This is a genomic window from Citrobacter freundii complex sp. CFNIH4, assembly GCF_002934505.1.
GTDB lineage: Bacteria > Pseudomonadota > Gammaproteobacteria > Enterobacterales > Enterobacteriaceae > Citrobacter > Citrobacter freundii.
The window spans coordinates 2631522-2652246 of sequence record NZ_CP026231.1; the positions used below are offsets into that span (position 1 = coordinate 2631522).

The window sequence follows — 20725 nt, forward strand, 5'->3', positions numbered from 1 at the left end:
CGCAAAGCAGATCACTTACCTGTTGCTGGGTCGCCTGTAGCAGGAATTATTAAAGAGAGATTTAAATGTTTACTATCAACGCTGAAGTACGTAAAGAGCAGGGTAAGGGTGCGAGCCGCCGCCTGCGTGCCGCTAACAAGTTCCCGGCAATCATCTACGGTGGCGCAGAAGCCCCGATTGCTATCGAACTGGATCACGATGCAGTTATGAACATGCAAGCTAAAGCTGAATTCTACAGCGAAGTTCTGACCATCGTTGTTGACGGTAAAGAAGTTAAAGTTAAAGCTCAGGCTGTACAGCGTCACCCGTTCAAGCCGAAGCTGTCTCACATCGACTTCGTTCGCGCGTAATCGCAAACAAGTTGAAGAAAAACCCCGCCAAGGCGGGGTTTTTTTATGGGATTTTGTAATCGATACTGATGGTTCTCGTCGACCGGATAAGGCGTTTACGCTCTCACCCGGCAAACGGTTTTATTTCCCGCCCGACGTGCGACGCTGCAGCTGGTCGCGCAGGTTCGGCGGCGTACCTTTGATGGTCAAAGTATCTGTAGCCGGATCCCAGAAAATACGTTCACCCAGTAGCATGGCGTCGAAGTTGATGGTTAACCCACCGCCGCTTCCGGCAAATTTGGTTAACTGACGCAGCGTACTGCGATCCGCCGGGAAACTCTCTTCCAGCTCGTAGCCTTTATCAGCGGTAAATTCGCTGAAGCTAACTTCACTGACGCCGGAAAGCTCTTTGGACAGCGACTCCAGCTCGATCTCTTCACCGGCTTGTAGCTGTTCGTTGCAGTAGCTGTACACCTGCTGACGCACGTTCTGGCGTTCAGCTTTATCGAGCTGCGCCTCGGCAGTAAAGTCATCGACCGCCTGCAGCAGGCCACGGTTTTGCGCTTTGGCGTTCAGACCTTCGCTGGCACCGAGGAAATCCATAAAGAAATCGGCGACTTTGCGCCCTACCCGCCCTTTCAGGAACGTCAGATAGCGCGTGGACTCCGGATTGGTTTCCCATTCGGTTAAATCAATACGCGCCACAATATCCGCATGATTGATGTCCAGATAGTGCGTCGGATTGATATCCAGATTTTCATTGACGCGCATGCTGCTTAAATTGTTCAGCACGGCGACCAATAGATACTCTACCGCCAGATAGCGGTAATGGCAGAACAGGACAATGCCGCCGTCGGCAAAAGGATATTTCGCCAGCTCGTCCCGCAAGCGTCCGGTCGCGGCACGACTAAATGCCAGAAAATCCTCTTCGCCCTGACGCTGTAAACGCAGCGTTTGTGCCAGTTCACTCTCTTCGCTAAACAGGCCATAAGCTTTATTCTTGGCGCTATATACCCGATGCAGCTCAGCCATCATATCGACAACCGTCGCTGTCGGTTCCAGTAATGAATCGCGCAAGACCAGCTCAAGGTTCTGCTCGTCACGTTTGATAAGCTGGTGCAGGGCAATCTGGTTGATATCCAGACTCATGATAAACTCTCCTTTTAGACCGGGCGGTATTCAACCACCTGCCGGGCAGTGACGCAATAGAAGATAAAAAAGCAGAAAAAAAACTGTCTGTACGGTAATATGTTGCCCTTTCATGAACAGACTGATTTCGATTTATGCCACAAATTTCCCGCTATAGTGACGAACACGTTGAACAACTGCTGAATGAGATGCTCAACGTACTGGAAAAACATAAGGCGCCGACCGACCTTTCCCTGATGGTACTGGGAAATATGGTGACTAACCTTATCAATACAAGCATCGCACCGGCCCAGCGCCAGGCGATTGCCAACTCTTTTGCCCGCGCATTACAGTCTTCGGTAAACGACGACCAAGCGCATTAAGAGCCTGCTCCGGGGAAACGAACAACAGTTTATGGTAACTCATCGTCAGCGCTACCGTGAGAAAGTCTCCCAGATGGTTAGCTGGGGGCACTGGTTTGCCTTGTTCAACATTCTGTTGGCCGTGGTACTCGGTAGCCGTTACCTGTTTGTCGCCGACTGGCCGACAACGCTTGCAGGTCGTATTTATTCCTATGTAAGCCTGGTCGGACATTTTAGTTTTCTGGTGTTTGCCACCTATCTGCTAATCCTGTTTCCCCTGACGTTTATCGTCATGTCCCAGAGGCTGATGCGATTCTTATCAGCTATTCTGGCGACGGTGGGCATGACGCTGTTGCTAATCGACAGCGAAGTTTTCACCCGCTTTCATTTGCACCTCAACCCGATCGTCTGGGAACTGGTCATCAACCCTGACCAGAATGAAGCGGCGCGTGACTGGCAACTGATGTTTATCAGCGTGCCAGTGATTCTGTTAATTGAAATGCTGTTTGCGACCTGGAGTTGGCAAAAGCTGCGTAGCCTGACGCGTCGTCGCCACTTCGCCAAACCGTTAGCCGCATTCTTCTTCATTTGCTTTATCGCCTCGCACGTGGTGTATATCTGGGCGGATGCCAATTTCTATCGCCCGATTACCATGCAGCGCGCGAATCTGCCGCTCTCCTACCCGATGACGGCGCGTAAGTTCCTGGAAAAACATGGTCTGCTGGATGCGCAAGAGTATCAGCGTCGCCTGATCGAGCAGGGGAATCCGGAAGCAGTTTCCGTGCAGTACCCGCTGAGCGAACTGCGCTATCGCGATATGGGCACCGGCCAGAACGTCCTGCTGATCACAGTCGACGGCCTGAACTATTCACGCTTTGAAAAGCAGATGCCTGCGCTGGCTGAATTCGCCGGGCAGAATATCTCCTTTACGCGTCACATGAGCACTGGCAACACCACGGATAACGGGATTTTTGGCCTGTTTTACGGCGTCTCACCAAGCTACATGGATGGGATTTTATCGACCCGAACGCCTGCGGCGTTGATTTCCGCGCTGAACCAGCAGGGCTATCAGTTAGGGCTATTCTCCTCGGATGGCTTTACCAGCCCGCTTTATCGCCAGGCGCTGCTGTCAGATTTCTCCATGCCAAGCGTGCAGACGCAATCTGACGACCAAACCGCAAGCCAGTGGATTAACTGGCTGGGACGCTACGCGCAGGAAGATAACCGCTGGTTCTCGTGGGTCTCCTTTAACGGGACCAACCTTGATGAGAGTAACCAGAAGAATTTTGCCAAACGCTATGCCAGCGCCGCTCAGGATGTGGATGCCAACATTAACCGCATTCTGAGCGCCCTGCGCGACTCCGGCAAACTGAACAATACGGTGGTGATTATTACCGCTGGTCGGGGCGTGCCGCTGACGCAGGAAGAGAACAGCTTTGCCTGGTCGCGAGGCCATCTGCAGGTTCCTCTGGTTATTCACTGGCCGGGAACGCCAGCACAGCGCATCAATAGTCTGACCGATCATACGGACCTGATGACAACGCTGATGCAGCGCCTACTGCACGTCAGTACACCTGCTAACGAATACTCACAGGGGCAGGATCTGTTCAATGCAACCCGCCGCCATTACTGGGTTACTGCCGCTGACGGCAGCACGATGGCCGTTACCACACCCGAGATGACGCTGGTGCTGAACAACAACGGTAATTATCAGACCTATAATTTGCGCGGCGAGAAAATAAAAGATCAGAAACCGCAGCTAAGTCTGCTGTTACAGGTTCTGACGGATGAGAAGCGATTTATTGCTAACTGATTAATTATAAATCAGTTAGCGAGACATGCTCTTGCATTCGTAGCGGAAAGCAGTAGTATTAGCAGCCATAGCGTCGGCACGTAGCGCAGCCTGGTAGCGCACCGTCATGGGGTGTCGGGGGTCGGAGGTTCAAATCCTCTCGTGCCGACCAAAAATCCCTTAAAAACAAGCCTGTTACGGCTGGTTTTTTTATGCCTGTTTTCTGAACGGGGAAGCAATGGGGAATAACTGGGGAATTACTCACGTTTTAAAAATCAATACTTACCTATACTTACCCTGCAAACACCTGAGAATATTAACATATATAATAATTTATACGGGGCAGATATGATTACCTCTTTAATCCCCTTCTGATCTGGGGTTTCTTCTGAGTTTTTAAGAGGGTTGCATGACTGCCGTAGTTGAGAAATTTTTAATAACAAACGAAAGTGAATTTGAAGCCTTCATCGCTAAAATGATGGGGCGTAAGGATCTAGACTCGGATGAGTTCTGTTTTCCGGACTTAGAGTTTAAAGGTTGGCCAACGATTAGTATCAATGTCAAAGGTGATAAAAAAAGATACAGCTCATCGTTAACAGCCTCCATGCTATTCGGGATGGCAGAACTAACCAACGAGATCCAAAAAGCATTTACTGTCATCAGGCATGACACTCACAACAGGCAAAAACTAACTAACTCAGATAAACATTTGCTTGATATCGTTTATCATATCAGTGAGGGTTCGAGCCAAGCTGATGGTGATTCTGATGCAATAGTGAACGGAGCAGTATCGGTGATCAAAGAAGCGATCGGTAAAATGAATGGTAGACAAGCGCTTTGTGCGCTGGTTGCTATTGTTATTGCCGCCGGCACAGTTGGCTGGAAGGTTGCTGATGAGTATTGGGAAACCCAACGCCAATCATCGTCTGATCAAATTTTGCTCGTAAAAGAATCTACTAATGCCGTTCTTCAATCGCAAAATGCTACCTTAGAGCTTTTAAAAACTGGTCAAACGACTGTCAGTCGTGAAGTTCTGGCTCACGGTGAAGACGGACGTAGCAAGTTTCTAAAAAGCATTGCTCAAGACCCAAAGGTATCGACGGTCAAACTTGGTGAACAAGTCATTAACCGACAACAGCTTAACACTTATAATCAACGACAGTCAGTTGACCGCAAAAAGGACACCCGCCAGGATGAGTTCTACATCCGCGGCATCACTCGCACTGGTGCAACAAATCAAGATATCAGCATCTCTGTAATCCGAGCTTCGAATAGCGAAGGTTTTACAATCAAAACATCTGCTGAGATCACTTCTACTGATGAGCTTTTAGTCTTATCTAACGCGGTAGCTACTGAATCTCCGCTGGAAATTTCTTATCTAGAAGTAACTGAAAATGGGCACGTATCAGCCGGTCAATTAATTAACATAATTCAACCTTCCGAAGTAATGAATGACACAAACTACTCTCCTGTAGCTATTAAGGGAGATATTGAGTCAGAAGTAGATGAAGTAAAAATAACTAAAAAATAAACACATGGGCCACCCATCTAACGATTCGTGGCCCCTCCTCGTTTAAATCACCGGGCAATCATCAAACTCCGCGTTCCTAGCATCATTAATGATGTACGTGATCACCCCGAATATAGCGGGTGCAGAGCTGTAACCTTCATCATCTGCTGGCAGCGCCTCCCTTCTCCCGTTCTCCAGATTAACCAGGTGGGGCTGAGGATGAGTCCGATATCGCTTTATCCTGAATTCCCCGTCTATCGCGCATATCAGAAGCGAGCCATCACAGGGAGATAGTGACGCATCAACAACAAGCAGCGCCCCCTGGAGTATTCCTTCCCTGAAATGTGAACGCGATGCCCGCATGAAATAAGTCGCTGCTGGCTGTCTGATTAGCTGCTGATCGAGGGAGATTCGTGTTTCAACATAATCTGCAGCAGGTGAAGGAAAGCCCATGTTTATACCCTCTCTTGAATACCGGATAAAAACACAGTATAAATACTGTATATCCATCCAGTAAAGAGGCGATAAGCAATGTTCGTGGAACTCGTTTATGACAAAAGGAATTTTGATGGTCTGCCCGGTGCAAAAGACATCATTCTCGGCGAACTGAGTAAGAGAGTTCACCGGATTTTCCCGGATGCTGATGTCCGGGTTAAACCGATGATGACACTGCCGGCGATCAACACTGACGCCAGCAAGCATGAGAAAGAACAGATAAGCCGAACGGTGCAGGAAATGTTTGAAGAGGCTGATATGTGGCTGGTTTCAGATTAAGTGACGGTCTGCCGCAGTCCGTTCTGTATACGACGTGACTGCGGCAATTCATATAACAAGAAAGACATCACACACTACTGCCCTGAAGTTCAGTAATCTGTTTCTGCAATGCCTGAATTGCTCCGGTCAGTTTTGCAAGCATTGCGACTTCGTTCAGACTATACGCCCCGACTGGGTTGAGTGGATCAAAGTCTTCTTTCAAACCATCTCCGGTAACACACTCGGGTGATACTTCAACAAGGTCGTTTGCAATAAACCCGAGCTTCTCATCAGATTCCGGAATAACCCCGCGCTCTTTATATTTGAATAATGCAGGTTTCCAGCGCAATACCTCATCAAGGCATTGGTTGTAAAATATTGGCGATTCATCTGACTGATAAATTATGTCTTTCTTCAGAAATTTATCTGATGTATTGACAAGTGACACCTGACCGACGTTAGACGAATCAACCCATGCATTGAGTGAGCCGTTCCAGTGAAAATTCCAGACGTTTGATGTTGTCGCCCCACTTTGCCCCTGACGTGAACGATACCCCCCCGCCGCATCCATGACGCTGACTAAATAAATTCCATTCGAGCTCAGCTGCAAGCGATCAACGCCGGCAGTCCTCATAATCATCACATATGATGACTGGTATATTGATGCGGCACCTCCATCAAAATTCATTATCCCGGTAAAACTCGGAAAATGTGAGTCTGCCTTTTTATTCAGATCTGTTTTATCAGCTTTGTCACCCACACTATTGATTAATTTTTTCGCTGATGGCCCTGTCATCTGGCTGTTGTCTGGAAGCGTGATGGTTACATCGCCGGTAGCGGTGAAGAACTGCTGCCAGTTCTGTTTATCGTAGTTCAGGCCTCGAAGCGCTTCTGTGCTCTGAGCCACCAGCGCCGCGGTGACCATGTTCAGCGCCACACGAGGAACAGCTGACCAGGCCGCACCAGATTGTGTTGGCCCGGTGAAATCGCTGACCAGCGTCAACGCTGTACCGCTTTCCACGGACTTAATCGGGAGCGTATAGGGAACGCCTCCGACAGTGACAACAATAAAATCGCCTGCCGCCACCTCGGTGGTAAATGCGGTCCCGCTACCAGCGACCGCATCAGAGTTATGCGTCAGGGTTAAAGTTCCTGCTGACATGAATACCTCCAGAATTCAGATAATAAAAAACCCGCCGGAGCGGGTTATTTTTGGTGTTTCATTGAGGGCAATTCGAACTGGTGAAGTTATTTTTATTCACCCATCGCCAGTTAAAGGGATAACCGGCCCTGTACTCAGTCTGATTAGCAACTTTTCGCACACCGTAAATCTGCACTGACTGGGGCAGTCCACCAGCCACTATCTCAGCCTGACAAACCGGTTTCTGTTTCTCCAGAACAGGTCCTGAACATGCAGAAAGCACCAGACAGGCAATAACGGGAATAATTATATTTTTCATTTCGACACCAGAGTTAATTATTTAAACAAAAAAATAACCAATGGCGTTGAATAATAAAAATAGTTTTAATAGATCAATATTCTTAAATTGATCGTTTAAATCGATCGGTTTAATCATATGCGGCTGTGTTTATCGCCGTTATCACAATCCCGCTATTCGTCGTTCCGACTGAAGAACCACTTGCTGTTGTTGATGAAAGTCCTTTTATTCTTGTTCCCGCACCTTCATTGAAGCACCCCGTTCCCACATCCACAGGCTGGATTATTGGTTGTCCGCCAGGTGCTGAACCAGCATGCAGAAGAACAGACCCCAGCCCCATCGGATTTACAGCCCATTTGCCTGTCATGTATGTATCGATGTTAAGCCCACCCGTTGCAGCGCCAGGTGAACCTATAGTTGTAAGGTCGCTTAATACCCGGGACTCATTCGTAAGTACCAGTGTCCCTTCGGCATCCCATATAGCCACACCCCAGGCCGGAAGCGTAAGCGGATATATGGCAAAAAAATAGGCCTCCAGAACGAAAGCCGAACCTTTGTAATTAGACGCATCAACACTGAACGTGTTACCACTTTTTGAAGCTGATATTTTCGCTGGGGCGCTGGTTCTTGCAAATGCAATCCCTCCCTTCTGACCGTCGATAGTCACTGACGCCGAAGCACTGTTAAAATCCCCCCCAAAAGTTGAGTTTACAGTTACTTTTCGGTAAAGCGTCATTGGTGTGGAATCTGGCGTAATAAAAGGGTTTCCGTTAGATAATGAAATTAATGCGCCATATTTAGCCATCTACGCAGTCTCCGCAAAAACGATTAACTGCACTTTGACTGCCGGGTAATCATTAATCCCATCACTACCTGAAGGCTGTATTGTTATGGTGTTTCCAGATGCAATAATGCTTCTTTTGTCTGTGTAACTGATCGTCCCTTTATCTTCCAGAGTACCAACCGCAAAACCGACCTTTAAACCGGGCTCGAGGTTGAACTGGTAGCTTCCAGTTTTTTGACCCAGGGCAAGATCGATGATACCAACCACGGTTACGGGTTTAATGCCGTAATTGTTGGGTTTTCCACTGGTATCCCATGTGGCAAATCCATACTCAGACATTGGGAGCTACTCCTGTTATTTTACCAACCTGAACAAGCAAACGACCTTCTGGCCCCGTAAAAGAAAGGTTGTTGTCAGCTTTAGAAAGGCACCAGCCCCCTTGATTAGCGACTTTGTAACCTTCCGACCAGATCGAACCTGATATTTTCGCATTGGTGATTGCGGCGTTAGCAATTTTGGCACTTGTTATACTTCCATTCTGAATAAACGCATCGCTGATAAACACCTGACCATTAACAACAGCAAAGGGTGAATATTGCGTATCACCGCTGCCACTCATCAGGACGAACTGGTTTGCGTTAAACCCGACGCGGGTGACTACCGGCTTACCCGCTTCCGCCAGAACCGCGATCGACATCCCGGCGTTATACATCACACCGTTTATTCGAACTCCGGTTTTAAGGGTGTAAATTGCAGATGCCCCGGTCGCATCAACCACGGCGGTGAGCTTATCTTCCAGCGCGGCAGTCACATCATTGAACTGCGCCTGCACCTGCGTGGACATTTCAGCCATGGCTTTATCGACCTGTGCAATGGTCGTTTTAACCACCAGAATATCCGCGCGCACCTCGCCGTACTGCGCCCACTGGTGCTCAACTGTTCCATGGTTGGCCAGCGCATTCTGCAATGCGGCCTCCAGGTTAGTATCAATGTCGCTTGTCAGGCGGTCACCGTCAGCAGACGTCAGGAAGTCATCTGCAATATCGCCCAGGTAGTCGTCAGCATTCGCATTAGATTCACCACGAACCCAGTCGGTCCAGCCGGATTCATTACCCGTTCTATCCACCAGTTGCGCGCGGTACCAGAATTCCTGCCCCGCTTTTAAACCAAGTTGGGTGTATTCGGCAGACGGATAAGGCACATCCGACAGCAAGAGAGGATTCGAGAAATCACTGTTCGCGGTGTACTGAATTTCCGTTTTCAGCGTGTCCCCGGTGTTAGCCGGGAATCCCCAGTTCAGGCGAATCCCCCAGTTGATCGGCGTTGTCGCAAAGCCGACAGGTTTCGGCGGATTTCCCACCTTGCCCGTCAGCGTTTTCTCTTCGGAGTAGCCCCAGCCAGAGGAAATTTCAGAGGCATTAATAGCGCGCACACGCACGAGGTAGCGTCCTGCATAAATACCCGATACATCAAATGACGTGGTGGAGCTGCGCGGCACGTTAACCCAGTTCCCGTCATTGCGGCGCCATTGCGCTTCATAGGCGATAGCGTTCTGCGCCTGGTCCCAGCTCACCCGCATGGTTTCGACGCTGATATTCTGCTGAACCACTGAAAACGAACTGATCACGATGTTGGCTGGCGGCGACTGGTTACCCGGCGGGATCACGCTCACTGGCCGCTGGTCAATGATGGCCCCGGTATCGATACGGGCATATTTATCCGGATCGTGCCATGCCCCGGTAATCGAAAAAGTGTCATCTCCATTATCGGAGACGCTGACAACACGATACTGTTGCGCGTAGAGCTCGTCCGATTCAACCACCCAAACAGCTTCGGCCTGCGGCGTCTCACTGTACGCAGTGGTGACTGTGACTGATTCCCCGTTCACGGCCTGAATGGTCCTGCTCTGCGACGCACCGGAGGGAAGATTGAGAATAAGGCGATCGCCTGCTGCTGCATCAGATACGCGGTCAAGTTTAATCACGCGACCGTTAACAGCACTGATGCGGCCGCCCATAACTTTGCCGGACAAAAGCTCGTCTGACACGGCGATGATGTAGCCCGGCTGCGGAATGTTTCCGTCCAGGCCAACATCAAACGAAACAACGCGATCCTTGTTGTTGGTGAGAATACCCCAGCGCCCCTTTCGGTTCGCTTCTGATTGCCTGGTACAGCCGATGGCTGTCATTTCCAGCTGATTAAATCCGTACCGGGCCACCAGAGGCTGCTCGAACACTGGCTCCATCGCATCCGCATAGGCGTTACCCGGATCAGACCAGGAAACCAGCGCCGTGGTATACCGCGTTTTTGTCGTACTGCTGGAATAGGTAAAGCGTCCGTCGATAACGTTAGCGCGGGTGTAAGCGTAATCCACATCTCTCGGCATATCGGCAAGCGCAACAATCTGATCACCGCCCCAGTACGTCATCCCCCGGAATATAGCCGCAAAGTCACGCAGCACAGTGTAAGCGTCATTCCTCTCCTGAACGTACACGTTACAGGTATAGCGTGGTTCTTTCCCGCTTCCACCTTTTCCATCCGGTACTGGCTGATCGCAATACTGCGATACCTGGTACAACGTCCATTTATCGATGTTGGCTGCAGTCAGACGATTACCCAGACCAAAGCGATCGGTAATCACCAGATCGTAAAATATCCACGCCGGGTTATCGGTCCAGGCCCACTTAAACGCGCCCTGCCATGTACCGCTGTAAGCCCTCGTTTCAGGGTCGTAATTATCAGGAACACGGATCACGCGCCCGCGAGGCTCACAGGAGATCTGCGGTATTGAACCGTTAAACTGACTCGAGTCGAATTCGATGTACAGCAGCGCGGTATTCGGGTAGCGCAGCTTGGCATCAATCACCTCGGTAAAACTCTGCAGCGTCATCGTGTCGCCGATCTTCGCGCTGTTTGCATCAGTGGTGATCTTACGCAGTCGGATTGTCCAGGTGCTGCCAGCCTGCGGTAAATCAATACGGTGGCTGCGCTCATAACCAGACGTCGTTTTGCCGGTTACGCTGGTATTGAGTACCGTCTGCCATGCGCCGCCGTCCGTCTGCAGGTCAATAGCATAATTGACCGAGTAACCCACCAGATCGCCGTCGTCCTCCTGTTTGAAAAGCGATGGCCATTTCAGACGCAGGCGAACTGCTGAAAGCTGCGTATTGGTGAACGTGCGCGTCCAGGCTGTGGCGCTTGATACCTCGGTTCCTACGCTGATTTCGTTTTCGGTACCGGGAATACCCTGAATGTAATTTTGTGCCTGCGTTCCCGCGCGAAACTCCCACGTGACGCCGCTAAAGTTTTGGGAGCCGTCGGAGTTTTCCAACGCCGTGCCGTCCAGGTAGATATTTTTTCCGGTTAATTGACCTGCAAATTCCCCTTCCCCAAGTGCAACGAGGATTTTGGCCTTCGCTACAGATTGCAGATCATCAGGCTGTTCGGTAGGGGTTCTTGAACTGGAACTGCCGCCCTTGCGGCCTTTAATCTGGGTTGTTGTAGCCATATTGCGCCCATAAAAAAAGCCACCATATGGTAGCCTGAAAGGAAGATTGCTTTGGTTATTGCTGGTCTTCGACGTATATACCAGCAGAGATTATCGCCCCGCCAATGCGCCTGCGTCCGTAAAGCAACGGTACTGGGTAACCTTGCGCCGCTGTATTGGTTACCCCGCCGAACGCGTACGAAGCGCGGTTATCTGCACTTTGCTTACTAGCAAGACCTGATGGTTGAGGTGATAGCATTTGAACAATTCCGCCAAGAACTAACGAAGCACCAGTTGCTGCAGCAAAACCAGTTAATCCACCAGCTGTAAACGCAGCACCAATACCGCCTGGACCGGTTAAGACAGCTACAGTAATAAGTACTGCCCCCAGTATAGTTTGTAATAGACCAGCCTTTTTACTGCCGATCACGACAGGAGAAATACGAATAACATCCTCTGTCGCAGGAAAACCAAGGTCATCTTTACCTATATTTTTCTTTCCTTTAAATACAGCATAAGTTAGACCGCGGCGGTCACTAGTAATCATAAACTTTTCAAAACCAGAAATAGTTTTAGCAAGTGCGCGAGGTGCTTCCTGTACTGTACTAATTAAACGATAATGTGTTTTACCAAAAGTTTTCCCAAGAATACCTCCAAGTTCTATTTGTGCCATAACTTCTTGCATGTAACCTCCAATAATAAAAAACCTCGCCGAAACGAGGTTGATTTTATTTCTTTAATTTGCATTTCATTTGGTTAAATGACTAAGGATTAACTCCAAACTTAGCGCGAAACTCTTTCTCCATTAACTCACAAGCACTAGCTATAAACCGCCCCTGCTCAGCGCTATTCGATTTTTTACTTTGCTCAGACCAACAGAGTTTTATTGCATCCCGGGCTCTACCTTTTTCTTTCCCCTCTGGAGTTTCATTCAAATAAGCGCCCCATCCCAAAAAAGCAATAACCAGAACAACCATGATCAATAAAAACTTCTTCACATCCCTATCCCCAAGTTTAAGCTTTACAATATTTTATCACTGATTTACATGGAAACCAGTGAGTTATACCTCACAATCTTCATCGTCCGCTCCTGCCAGTAGCCACCATACGGAACACGCTGGCTGAGGTGCCCATACAGGTGATGCAACAGCATGTTACCTTCCAGTATAATTCCCGCGTGATTCCACTTATTAGCCTGGACCTGCATGATCACCATATCACCAGGCTGCGGCACGCCGATGAATTCACGGAAGCCGCATTCATACCAGCAATCGTGGTAGAAGTTTTCGGGGTAACTGTCCTCCCACCAGGGATAATCGACGCGGTAATCCTTCAGTTCAATACCATGCGTTTGCCTGAAGTAACTCATCACCAGCCCCCAGCAATCGAAGTGACCGAGCACAAATGGGCGCTCCAGTAGCGGCAGTTCTCCCCGCGGCTGGATGGTACGCAGATCCCCCTCCGGCCAGCTTACAATGTGCCAGGGTAAGAGCGTTGCATCGCATTGCGCTTTATCCAGTTCGCTTGGCTGTGTCGTTGCATCCGGGTGACTGTGGACAATGGCAATCACCGTACCCCAGTCTTCGGCAGCGGCGTAATCCTCCGGTGACAGGAGGAAATGCTCTGTCGGATCGGCTGCCAGATTGCGGCAGGGAATGTATCTCTGCACCCTGCTTTTCTGCACTATCAGCCCGCAGCACTCCCGCGGATATTCAGCAGCAGCATGCGCCATAATGGCGTCGATAATTTTCTGACGCATATCAACTCCTGATCAGGGATGTGCCAGGGAAACCACCGAACGGCAACTCGTTCCCCTCGCCATGTCGCAACTTGCACGCAGTGAGTGTACCGGGGCATTCATCGAGCGACGAATCGTTAACCGGGTTGTTGTGCCTGTCGAAATAACGCGTCCCGGCATAGTCGCATCCATCACCGGAACGGTATTTGTTCCGGATGCACCAGGTACAAAGCGAATGTAGCTGGCGTGTCGGGATCATCAGCCCCTGCAGATCCATCGGGCTGGACAACGTGAACTCAACCACCTCGTTGATTTCAGTGCTCTTGGCATCAATATAAAATACCTTCAGCTTTTCCTGCTGAGGATCCGCCGACGGGTTGCCCTCCGGATAGTTTTTCGCATCCAGATACTGCGCCAGCGTGTCATGAATGGTGACCTTCGCCTGCAGCAGGTCATCGTAAGCAAGACACAGCGCCGTAATGGAACCATCGAGGTTCGCTACAGATAACTTTGGCTGAGCACCTCCCCCATTGGTTGATGCTTCAATACCCTCGATCTGGCAGGGCCAGGCTTTATATTCCTGCCCCTGCCACCAGATCGATTTCGCCGGTAGCTTATTTTCATCTCCACCAGCAGCTGCAATTTCATCGGGAGTGTGGGCAATATTGTGGGCGTGGAAGCGGAGAACGTCGGAAACACCAAATGCGGTGCCATCGACATCAAAAAGCCGGACAACGTTGCCCGGCTCAAGTTTCTGATAATCACTGTTTAAGCTCATGGTGCAAATGCCTGTTCAAACGTTGCAGTTACGGTTTCCACTTTTTTATTCAGGGTGACTCGCTGCAGACTGTTTGCCTCAACACGCCAGAGGGCTAAATCACCACCAGGTGGAGTGAATGTGAAAGACTTGGTTTTATGCCTCCGTAAAAATGAATGAATCTCTCTGGCTATTACCGGATCACCAGTAAAAGAAAAGGCATAATTTAGAACCTCATCGTTCAGGCCAGAACCACTAATCTGCTTGTATCCATCACCGAACTGAGCTGTTCTGACAGTATCCTTGCTGCTGAGAGTGGGTTGGCTCGCAGCCTGAATACGCCAGGTAAAGTGTTCTACAGCCATCACTTACCTCTGTTTGTTGGCGCTCCAGATGATTCCCCCCGGACGAATCTCCCTGGCGATACCATCACGAATGGAACGGTCGATCACTTTCTGATATGCCTTAGTCAGCGCATCACCACTGCCCTGCTGTTGTTTCTGATCGCCGGGCTGAGCAGTAGCGACTGAAACAGGTGCGTAAACGCTAACCCCACCGATGCCAGTCGAGGGGACCTTACCACCACCGACAAGACCGCCAGAGGCATACCCACGCATAAGTCGGTACAGGTTGGACACGCCGATACGGCTGGTAGATTCTTTGGTGAAAACAAACTCGCCGCGGTGAACAATACCGGCAGGCTCATATTTGCCACCGTGCCCGGTATAACCACCTACGTCATAGCCCGAGGGGCGGAAAGACGGTACCGCAAAAGACTGGCCTGACGCTGGCGCTTTAGCACCACCACTCACCCAGCCCATCGCGCTCTGGATGGTGTAGGCCACCAGCAGTTGGTTGATAACGGACACAATCATTTTGAGGATCGAACTGGTGAAGTCCTTAAAGCTGGCTTTGCCGGTTGTCACCAGGCTGGTAAGCTGGCCCGCCAGCCCGCTGAACGTTGCCTGTGAAATCTGCTGAACCGAGCTGAAGACGTTTGTCGCTGAATCCTGATATTCAGCCCAACCCTGTTTGGCACCTGCCAGCCAGTTTGCGCGCAGGGCATCTTCAGCCTCGAATGTCGCCCTTTGATCTTCAAGAACCTTTCGCTGCTCTGCCGGATTATAGGCATAGCTTTCGCTGAGACGCTTCAGGGTTGATTTTCTCCCAGCCTGCCGGCTGGATACCCCCTCTGACTGTGCCTGAAGACCGGCCCTTGCCGCACTCTGCTGCTGATGGAATTTAGCCGCCTGGTCGGCAAGCTGATTGAGCTTTTGCTGTTGAGCGACCTTATCGCCCAGGTCGGCCAACTGCCGCTTGTACTCGAGCGTTTCTTCCTTGTGCGCCAGCAGGGATTTTTCCTGCGCCGTAAGCTGACGACGACCAGCAGCCTCCTGCAGAACGGTGAACTGATTTTCAGTCTGCCAGAGGTCCTGACGCTGTTTGCTTATGACGTCGTTTACGCTGGTATGCTGCTCAAGCGTTTTAAGCTGGGCCTGAAGGGTGAGAAGTTCGGCCTGCGCCTTTTCCTCTGCTTTGTCCCCGGCTGGCGTTGAATAGCTTTTGCCTTTTGGGGTTTTGGCGTCCTTAAACTGCTTTTCGATCCCTGCCCGCGCTGCAGCAATGTCCTTGTCAGTCCACAGCGTGGCGATACCGTCTTTCGCATCCTGACGGTTTTTCTCAATAAGCTGACTGAGCTTTTTCTCTGCTGAAGCCCGCTTTTCTGCCGCTGTCGCGCCGGATTCCACCAACTGGTTAAACTGCTGCTGGCTGCGGATTGCCTGAGTTTGCTGATCCGTCCGCATTTTTTCCCGCGCGGCTGTCAGTCCTTCCTGGGCATATTGCTGATCAGCCAGATCATAAGCCTGCTTTTTAAGCTCCACCTGCTGGCGCGCGTTTCTCAGCCTTTCCGCATCAGCTTTCTGCAGAACGTTGTTACCGGCATAATCTGGGTCGATTTTAAGATTGCTGGACAGCGCGCGGTACTCTTTCTCTGCTGCCTGCCATTCAGCGAAAGAGTCCTGGCGCTTCATCGCGGTGTCAGGATTACGCCCTACGCCCAGCATCGCATCCCACGCCCCGGAAGCAGCATTCTTCACCCAGTTCCACGCTTTTTCGAGAGAGCCAAGATTGTCCTCTACAGCCCCCGCTCGTTGTATAACGGAGTCAGAATATGCCCGCATTGCCAGCTCGGCTGCTTTCTGCGAATCCCCCAGCGCCTGAGCAGAGGAAATCTGTTCATACTGGGTGGCCGTCAGAAAATGCAGGGAATCATTGAGCGTCGCGACCGCGTTAACCGGATCATCCTTCAGGCGTTTAAACTGATTTATGGTTTCGTCGACGGCCTGCCCGGTAGCCTGCTGCAGCCTGGCGGCGACATTGCTGACCATGCTGACGTCATTACCGCTGAACGCGCCGCTTCCAACGACCTGCGCCAGCACGCCTGCAGCGGCATGCTGAGTGATACCATTACCGGCCAGCGAGCGCGCCAGCGCCTGAAGCTGACCGGATGTTTTACCCGCGTAGTTCCCGGTCAGGATTAGCTGTTTATTAAATTCCTCAGACTCTTTGCTGCCGTCATACCAGGCTTTACCCAACCCAACAACCGCTGCAGCAATCCCCCCGACCATGCCGGCCATGCCCAGCCCGCGTAAAGTCATCAGCTGATCTATCCATCCGGCGCGGTTGGCCAGCGTAATACCGGAACCACGAAGGGCACCAAAGTTACCGCGCATGACTTCGCCCATCAGAACGCCAAGTTCCCTACGCGCCGCAGCACTTTGCAGACCCAGCCCGTGCGTGGCGACTTTAGCCGCTTCAAGCTTACGGATATAAACTTCTGCGGCATCACTGGCTCCAACCTGTGCAGCCTTCATTCGCAGCAGTTCGGTACCGGAGAGCTTTTGCTCCACAACCTGAGACTTCAGTTGACGGAGAAAACGTGCCCGTGCAATCCCTGCTTTCTCTTCGACAATCTGAAGCTCTTTCTGTCGGGCTGTCGTATGAGATATCAACGCAAGGTAATCCTGCTGTGTAATATTTCCCTGAGCCCTTGCGGCACGAAAGCGTGCCTGCACATTAGCGAGAGATTGTGTTTCTCCGTTCAACTGGCGAACACTGTCTATCTGGCGAAAAAAAGATGCAGCAAGTTCATCCTGCCGTCTGGCGAGCACTGCCGCCTGGCCGTCATTCTCACGCATGCGCTGGCTGAGGTCTGACACCCGGCGGTGTGTTTCATCAACGGATTTAGATACTTTTTGCCAGTTTTGAGCCAACCCTTCCGTGGCGTCTGCCTGGCGGGATTTGATTTCCGCCGCAGCAGAAGCACCTGTATCCCCCACACTTTTTAATGCTGCAACCTGTCGCTCTGAGGCGCGCTGCATTCGCGTCTGGACTTTTTCAGAGTCATCAGCCATCCCTGTGAGTTGGCCCTTTATACGGGCAACCTGTTCGCTGAACGTGGCGCTGTCGACATCAAGGTTGATGACCAGATCGCTAATCTGCTGGGCCATATCGGATACCTCCTGTGATCCCCTCAGCTGCGGCCATCAGCGTGTCATCATCCGGTTCGTCATCACTGATGACGCTACCGGAAGGAGAAAGCAGGCTGAAATGTGCGGGGGTAAGTTCCGGATCGCGGAAGAAAAGAGAAGAGATGGAATAAAGCAGCCCGGAAAAATGCGCATCGAGCTGCGCGTCCTGAAAATAATGCTCCCGGTAGAACTGGTGCCAGTCGCCCAGCTCACCAGAAGTCATTCCAGCCAGCATGGCGCGCCAGTCGGGTCGCCCGAATTCGCGCGCCAGATTCAGGACAAATTTCAGCTCGCTGGCAAGGGCTTTTCCGCCGTAACGTCTTCAGCGCCTTCAACCTCCAATGGGGCTTCCGGATCGGCATCGTTGCCATCCTCAACCGGAACGAGCATGCCGGAGAGCAACTTAACCTGCATTTCAGCCTTGCCGATCGCTTCCGGCGGCCAGCCTTTGAGAACCTGCTGGTAAAGTGCTTCTTCGTCGGGACCTGCGGGGTCATTATGCCAGAGAGAAAGTGCGATCACGCGCGCACCGCAGCGGATGTTTGAACCCACCAGACGGGCAGTCATTTCCTGATCGCTGATACTGTCGCTTTCATGGCCAAGTGTCTTTTCTTCCGCAGCCAGAAATTCAAGGTACTCAATACGCTGAAGCGCTGACAGTTCATTCAGCGTGGTGGATTCGCCAAGGTAGTTAAATGGTTCTTTTTTGAGGAACATATCCCCCTCCTCAGGAAACGGTGACAGTGACTTTGCAGACTGCAACGAAATTGCCGTCGCTGGTCATAACAATAATGTCAGCGTTACCGGCTGCCACACCCGTTACGGTGATCGTGTTGCCGCTTACAGATACCGTCGCTTTTGCCCCATCAGAGGTTGCCACGCGGAACGAAGGATCCGATGCACTGGCAGGATTAACCGTCACATTGAGCGCGGTGGTCGCTGCAACGGCGACGCTTGCCGTGGATTTATCCAGCGTAACACCTGTAACAGCAATGGGCGCAGAACCACTTTCTTCAGCCAGTTCGGGCTTGCCGGTATTGGTGATTTTCGCTGTGCGGGTAATGACCTCTTTTGCCGGGATAGCTTTACCCAGGCTGCTGCACCAGCCGCGGAAAACGTCGACGGTACCATTCGGATATTTAATCTTGTACACCCGGACAGAACCATCGTTAAACCAGGTGACCAGTTCTTTCTGTCCCTGTTCTCCCGGCTTCCAGGCAAGCGTAAGTGATGTATCCCCTGCCGATTTTGCCCCCTGAGCGGTCGCGTTCCAGTCGGCGTCCTCATCATCAAGGTAGGTGTCGTCATACGATTCGGCGGTCATTTCGCCCGGCGTCAGCTCTTTAATTTTCGCCAGACGGTTCCAGTCGATATCCGAGAGTGGGTTAGCGAAAGCGTTACCCGTTCCTGTGTAAAGCCAGAGTGTGGTACCGGCGCCTTTTACGGGCGCCAGTGGATTGGGTGTAGGCATAAATACCTCTTACATTGAATACGTTAATGTGTACGTGAAATCGACGGAACCCCACGTGGCCATTTCATCATCCCGCTGGTAGTCATAGCCCTGGGGAGTCATTGTTTCGATTAATGCGTCAAGACCCGGGATGCCCTCCATCGCTGGATATATTTTCTCTTCCATCCAGGAATCCAGCGCTGTGTCAGGGCTGGAAGCCTTAAGAAACACCTCGATATGGAGAACGGCCTGCCACGAATCTTCATCGAGCGAATCACCGGTGTACTCCGCATCAGAGATATACACCGCCACCGCAGGCAGATCCTGCTCCTCCAGAAACACGGGACGCCCGTCAAACCAGGTAACGGTATCGGTGATATCAGCTTTCAGTTTCGCCAGAATGGCTGCACGTATAGCGCTGTGTCTGTTCATCGCTTCAGGTGGATCCTCAGTTGGTTTTTCAGTGCTGCGGAAAGTTCTTTGGGCATGTCGCTTTCAATAAGGCGTTTTGAAATCGAGGTGAAAGCTACTGTCAGCGGTGTCTCAAGAGGAACTTTGACCACATCAATGGGATAACGGGCTTTACCTACGCGCCGCATGACCTGCCAGCGCCCGCTCGCCAGTTGTTGAATAAACGCATTGCGAAAGGTATAGGGTCCGATTTTAAGGACGCTGCCCGATCCGTTTCTGGCCCCTTTTTTACGCGACAGCCGGACGCGAGCAGTACCAAGCTTTATCGCGGGAAGATTACCGCGGTTGATTTTTATTGACGCGACTGGACGATCGTGGCGGGCCTTGCGTAAACGGGAACGCTGCCGGACCAGACGAACCGGAAGCCCCGTTTTCCGGTTATCATCCACCTTTGCCTCTTTCGCTACAGTTTTGCTGCCCTGACTTATCGTTCTGCTGGCCACACGGTTAAGTGCTTTCGCAGTTGCCTCAGGAACGATTAACCGGCTGAGGCTGTTGAGATTCTGAATAGCCCTTTCCAGGCCTTTAACCGACATCCCCCCTCCTATTCGATAAAGATGCGCGGCTTACCGTTAAAGCGCTCGTGACGGGTCAGATGGAATTCCTCCCCCTCAAAAATCACCACATCATTACGGCGAGGCTGGTAGCCAGCGGTAAACACCACCAGCGACCGCCCTGTTCCGCTTAAAGGCCCCATTTCTTCCAGAAACTCAGCCGGAATAACAATCATGGGATCCCCGTTGATGATCGCTGGCTTTCCCATTTTGTTCACCGTGACCGCATCCATGCGGCTGACAAGTCTGTCAAAGGGATTAGGCATTGATTTTCACGGCTACAATTGCGGAACTGGCAGCTGCATCTTCCCAGGCAACCCCGGCCAGATCGGCACCTGTCGCGTCGTTCTGCACTTTGCCATCTTTGATATGAACCTGCTCACCGATGGTGATCGCATCGGTAGTCAGCTTAGGCAGCAGGAAAACACCTTCGGCAAAACCGTCTCCTGTCTGGCCTGCCGCAATATCAGTAATGGCAATCGCCACGACTTTCCCCACCATCACCGGCGAACCACTCAGGATCGCAACGCTGCCCGTGTTGGCAATCTCAATAGTTTTGCCATGCTGTACAAAATTCTTCGCCATAAATTCAGTCTCCATCCAGCCCCATACGGGGCCGAATTCAGATACAAAAAAAG

Annotated in this window: 24 protein-coding genes, 1 tRNA gene and 1 pseudogene; 6 read left to right on the forward strand and 20 right to left on the reverse strand. The window is 51.2% G+C overall.

What is annotated here, in order from left to right:
* Window positions 1–65 precede the first annotated feature (65 nt).
* Window positions 66–350, forward strand: a complete 285-nt coding sequence (gene rplY, locus C2U41_RS13560) for a 50S ribosomal protein L25 (RefSeq protein WP_003027502.1) — start codon at window positions 66–68, stop codon at window positions 348–350.
* 120 nt (window positions 351–470) lie between these two features.
* Here the strand turns inward: rplY and yejK are convergent, their stop codons facing one another.
* Entirely contained in the window at window positions 471–1478 is a 1008-nt protein-coding gene (yejK, locus tag C2U41_RS13565; protein WP_003027504.1) for a nucleoid-associated protein YejK, read from the reverse strand.
* Window positions 1479–1612: 134 nt separating this feature from the next.
* Between yejK and C2U41_RS13570 the strand changes: the two genes are divergently transcribed.
* From C2U41_RS13570 to C2U41_RS13585, 4 genes are all read left to right on the forward strand, one after another.
* On the forward strand, window positions 1613–1840 hold the full coding sequence (locus C2U41_RS13570) for a YejL family protein (protein WP_003027506.1): 228 nt from the start codon (window positions 1613–1615) through the stop codon (window positions 1838–1840).
* Between the two features lie 31 nt (window positions 1841–1871).
* Window positions 1872–3632: an LPS biosynthesis-modulating metalloenzyme YejM gene (gene yejM / locus C2U41_RS13575; protein WP_016150675.1), complete on the forward strand. Its 1761-nt coding sequence runs from the start codon at window positions 1872–1874 to the stop codon at window positions 3630–3632.
* Window positions 3633–3706: 74 nt separating this feature from the next.
* Window positions 3707–3783 (forward strand) — tRNA-Pro (locus C2U41_RS13580).
* Between the two features lie 237 nt (window positions 3784–4020).
* Window positions 4021–5142 (forward strand): hypothetical protein, encoded by a 1122-nt coding sequence (locus C2U41_RS13585; RefSeq protein WP_233901263.1) that lies wholly within the window; start codon window positions 4021–4023, stop codon window positions 5140–5142.
* A gap of 42 nt (window positions 5143–5184) precedes the next feature.
* On the opposite strand, the gene C2U41_RS13590 is transcribed toward C2U41_RS13585, so the two are convergent.
* Window positions 5185–5574, reverse strand: coding sequence for a HumD family translesion DNA polymerase (locus C2U41_RS13590; protein ID WP_103848669.1), 390 nt, complete (start codon window positions 5572–5574; stop codon window positions 5185–5187).
* 78 nt (window positions 5575–5652) lie between these two features.
* On the opposite strand from C2U41_RS13590, the gene C2U41_RS13595 reads away from it, so the two are divergent.
* Window positions 5653–5895 (forward strand): DinI family protein, encoded by a 243-nt coding sequence (locus C2U41_RS13595; protein WP_038642073.1) that lies wholly within the window; start codon window positions 5653–5655, stop codon window positions 5893–5895.
* Window positions 5896–5962: 67 nt separating this feature from the next.
* Here C2U41_RS13595 and C2U41_RS13600 read toward each other — a convergent pair whose 3' ends face one another.
* From C2U41_RS13600 to C2U41_RS13685, 18 genes and pseudogenes are all read right to left on the reverse strand, one after another.
* Window positions 5963–7036, reverse strand: a complete 1074-nt coding sequence (locus C2U41_RS13600; protein ID WP_103848670.1) for a tail fiber domain-containing protein — start codon at window positions 7034–7036, stop codon at window positions 5963–5965.
* Between the two features lie 58 nt (window positions 7037–7094).
* Window positions 7095–7334 carry a phage exclusion lipoprotein Cor gene (gene cor / locus C2U41_RS29740; protein WP_071681336.1) on the reverse strand — a complete coding sequence of 80 codons (240 nt, stop codon included), beginning with the start codon at window positions 7332–7334 and terminating at the stop codon, window positions 7095–7097.
* A 109-nt stretch (window positions 7335–7443) separates the two neighbouring features.
* Complete coding sequence (locus C2U41_RS13610; RefSeq protein WP_046155111.1) at window positions 7444–8118, reverse strand: hypothetical protein; 675 nt, start codon at window positions 8116–8118, stop codon at window positions 7444–7446.
* Window positions 8119–8436, reverse strand: a complete 318-nt coding sequence (locus C2U41_RS13615) for a hypothetical protein (RefSeq protein WP_103848671.1) — start codon at window positions 8434–8436, stop codon at window positions 8119–8121. It abuts the gene before it with no gap.
* A complete protein-coding gene (locus C2U41_RS13620; RefSeq protein WP_233901264.1) occupies window positions 8429–11605 on the reverse strand; it encodes a host specificity protein J in 3177 nt (1058 codons plus the stop codon). Before C2U41_RS13620 ends, C2U41_RS13615 begins: the two co-directional genes overlap by 8 nt.
* Window positions 11606–11660: 55 nt before the next feature.
* On the reverse strand, window positions 11661–12269 hold the full coding sequence (locus C2U41_RS13625; protein ID WP_071681978.1) for a tail assembly protein: 609 nt from the start codon (window positions 12267–12269) through the stop codon (window positions 11661–11663).
* 79 nt (window positions 12270–12348) lie between these two features.
* Window positions 12349–12582, reverse strand: coding sequence for a hypothetical protein (locus tag C2U41_RS13630; RefSeq protein WP_139239402.1), 234 nt, complete (start codon window positions 12580–12582; stop codon window positions 12349–12351).
* Window positions 12583–12626: 44 nt separating this feature from the next.
* Entirely contained in the window at window positions 12627–13343 is a 717-nt protein-coding gene (locus C2U41_RS13635; protein ID WP_071681974.1) for a C40 family peptidase, read from the reverse strand.
* A 1-nt stretch (window position 13344) separates the two neighbouring features.
* Window positions 13345–14100: a phage minor tail protein L gene (locus C2U41_RS13640; protein ID WP_071681972.1), complete on the reverse strand. Its 756-nt coding sequence runs from the start codon at window positions 14098–14100 to the stop codon at window positions 13345–13347.
* Complete coding sequence (locus C2U41_RS13645; RefSeq protein ID WP_047499067.1) at window positions 14097–14444, reverse strand: phage tail protein; 348 nt, start codon at window positions 14442–14444, stop codon at window positions 14097–14099. The genes C2U41_RS13640 and C2U41_RS13645 overlap by 4 nt, the downstream gene beginning before the upstream one ends.
* 3 nt (window positions 14445–14447) lie before the next feature.
* On the reverse strand, window positions 14448–17591 hold the full coding sequence (locus C2U41_RS13650; protein WP_103848672.1) for a phage tail tape measure protein: 3144 nt from the start codon (window positions 17589–17591) through the stop codon (window positions 14448–14450).
* Window positions 17584–17901: pseudogene (locus C2U41_RS13655) on the reverse strand (phage tail assembly protein T); the annotation flags it as partial. The pseudogene C2U41_RS13655 and the gene C2U41_RS13650, both read right to left, overlap by 8 nt.
* Window positions 17898–18329, reverse strand: a complete 432-nt coding sequence (gene gpG, locus C2U41_RS13660; RefSeq protein WP_086504793.1) for a phage tail assembly chaperone G — start codon at window positions 18327–18329, stop codon at window positions 17898–17900. The pseudogene C2U41_RS13655 and the gene gpG, both read right to left, overlap by 4 nt.
* Before the next feature lie 10 nt (window positions 18330–18339).
* Window positions 18340–19083, reverse strand: coding sequence for a phage tail protein (locus C2U41_RS13665; RefSeq protein ID WP_103848673.1), 744 nt, complete (start codon window positions 19081–19083; stop codon window positions 18340–18342).
* A gap of 9 nt (window positions 19084–19092) precedes the next feature.
* Entirely contained in the window at window positions 19093–19494 is a 402-nt protein-coding gene (locus C2U41_RS13670; protein WP_086504791.1) for a phage minor tail U family protein, read from the reverse strand.
* On the reverse strand, window positions 19491–20069 hold the full coding sequence (locus C2U41_RS13675) for a phage tail protein (RefSeq protein WP_086504790.1): 579 nt from the start codon (window positions 20067–20069) through the stop codon (window positions 19491–19493). The genes C2U41_RS13670 and C2U41_RS13675 overlap by 4 nt, the downstream gene beginning before the upstream one ends.
* An 8-nt stretch (window positions 20070–20077) precedes the next feature.
* Entirely contained in the window at window positions 20078–20353 is a 276-nt protein-coding gene (locus C2U41_RS13680) for an ATP-binding protein (protein ID WP_086504789.1), read from the reverse strand.
* Window positions 20346–20672 (reverse strand): DUF2190 family protein, encoded by a 327-nt coding sequence (locus C2U41_RS13685; RefSeq protein ID WP_079226142.1) that lies wholly within the window; start codon window positions 20670–20672, stop codon window positions 20346–20348. Before C2U41_RS13685 ends, C2U41_RS13680 begins: the two co-directional genes overlap by 8 nt.
* Window positions 20673–20725: the final 53 nt, after the last annotated feature.

Excerpts from the sequence above, each read along its gene's own strand:
- C2U41_RS13595 (WP_038642073.1), top strand. The coding sequence starts at position 5,653 with ATGTTCGTGGAACTCGTTTATGACAAAAGGAATTTTGATGGTCTGCCC.
- C2U41_RS13685 (WP_079226142.1), bottom strand. The coding sequence starts at position 20,672 with ATGGCGAAGAATTTTGTACAGCATGGCAAAACTATTGAGATTGCCAAC.
- C2U41_RS13570 (WP_003027506.1), top strand. The coding sequence starts at position 1,613 with ATGCCACAAATTTCCCGCTATAGTGACGAACACGTTGAACAACTGCTG.
- yejK (WP_003027504.1), bottom strand. The coding sequence starts at position 1,478 with ATGAGTCTGGATATCAACCAGATTGCCCTGCACCAGCTTATCAAACGT.
- gpG (WP_086504793.1), bottom strand. The coding sequence starts at position 18,329 with ATGTTCCTCAAAAAAGAACCATTTAACTACCTTGGCGAATCCACCACG.
- C2U41_RS13585 (WP_233901263.1), top strand. The coding sequence starts at position 4,021 with ATGACTGCCGTAGTTGAGAAATTTTTAATAACAAACGAAAGTGAATTT.
- C2U41_RS13620 (WP_233901264.1), bottom strand. The coding sequence starts at position 11,605 with ATGGCTACAACAACCCAGATTAAAGGCCGCAAGGGCGGCAGTTCCAGT.
- C2U41_RS13635 (WP_071681974.1), bottom strand. The coding sequence starts at position 13,343 with ATGCGTCAGAAAATTATCGACGCCATTATGGCGCATGCTGCTGCTGAA.
- cor (WP_071681336.1), bottom strand. The coding sequence starts at position 7,334 with ATGAAAAATATAATTATTCCCGTTATTGCCTGTCTGGTGCTTTCTGCA.
- C2U41_RS13675 (WP_086504790.1), bottom strand. The coding sequence starts at position 20,069 with ATGTCGGTTAAAGGCCTGGAAAGGGCTATTCAGAATCTCAACAGCCTC.
- C2U41_RS13680 (WP_086504789.1), bottom strand. The coding sequence starts at position 20,353 with ATGCCTAATCCCTTTGACAGACTTGTCAGCCGCATGGATGCGGTCACG.
- C2U41_RS13650 (WP_103848672.1), bottom strand. The coding sequence starts at position 17,591 with ATGGCCCAGCAGATTAGCGATCTGGTCATCAACCTTGATGTCGACAGC.
- C2U41_RS13670 (WP_086504791.1), bottom strand. The coding sequence starts at position 19,494 with ATGAACAGACACAGCGCTATACGTGCAGCCATTCTGGCGAAACTGAAA.
- C2U41_RS13590 (WP_103848669.1), bottom strand. The coding sequence starts at position 5,574 with ATGGGCTTTCCTTCACCTGCTGCAGATTATGTTGAAACACGAATCTCC.
- C2U41_RS13645 (WP_047499067.1), bottom strand. The coding sequence starts at position 14,444 with ATGGCTGTAGAACACTTTACCTGGCGTATTCAGGCTGCGAGCCAACCC.
- C2U41_RS13600 (WP_103848670.1), bottom strand. The coding sequence starts at position 7,036 with ATGTCAGCAGGAACTTTAACCCTGACGCATAACTCTGATGCGGTCGCT.
- C2U41_RS13625 (WP_071681978.1), bottom strand. The coding sequence starts at position 12,269 with ATGCAAGAAGTTATGGCACAAATAGAACTTGGAGGTATTCTTGGGAAA.
- yejM (WP_016150675.1), top strand. The coding sequence starts at position 1,872 with ATGGTAACTCATCGTCAGCGCTACCGTGAGAAAGTCTCCCAGATGGTT.
- C2U41_RS13610 (WP_046155111.1), bottom strand. The coding sequence starts at position 8,118 with ATGGCTAAATATGGCGCATTAATTTCATTATCTAACGGAAACCCTTTT.
- C2U41_RS13665 (WP_103848673.1), bottom strand. The coding sequence starts at position 19,083 with ATGCCTACACCCAATCCACTGGCGCCCGTAAAAGGCGCCGGTACCACA.
- C2U41_RS13640 (WP_071681972.1), bottom strand. The coding sequence starts at position 14,100 with ATGAGCTTAAACAGTGATTATCAGAAACTTGAGCCGGGCAACGTTGTC.
- C2U41_RS13615 (WP_103848671.1), bottom strand. The coding sequence starts at position 8,436 with ATGTCTGAGTATGGATTTGCCACATGGGATACCAGTGGAAAACCCAAC.
- rplY (WP_003027502.1), top strand. The coding sequence starts at position 66 with ATGTTTACTATCAACGCTGAAGTACGTAAAGAGCAGGGTAAGGGTGCG.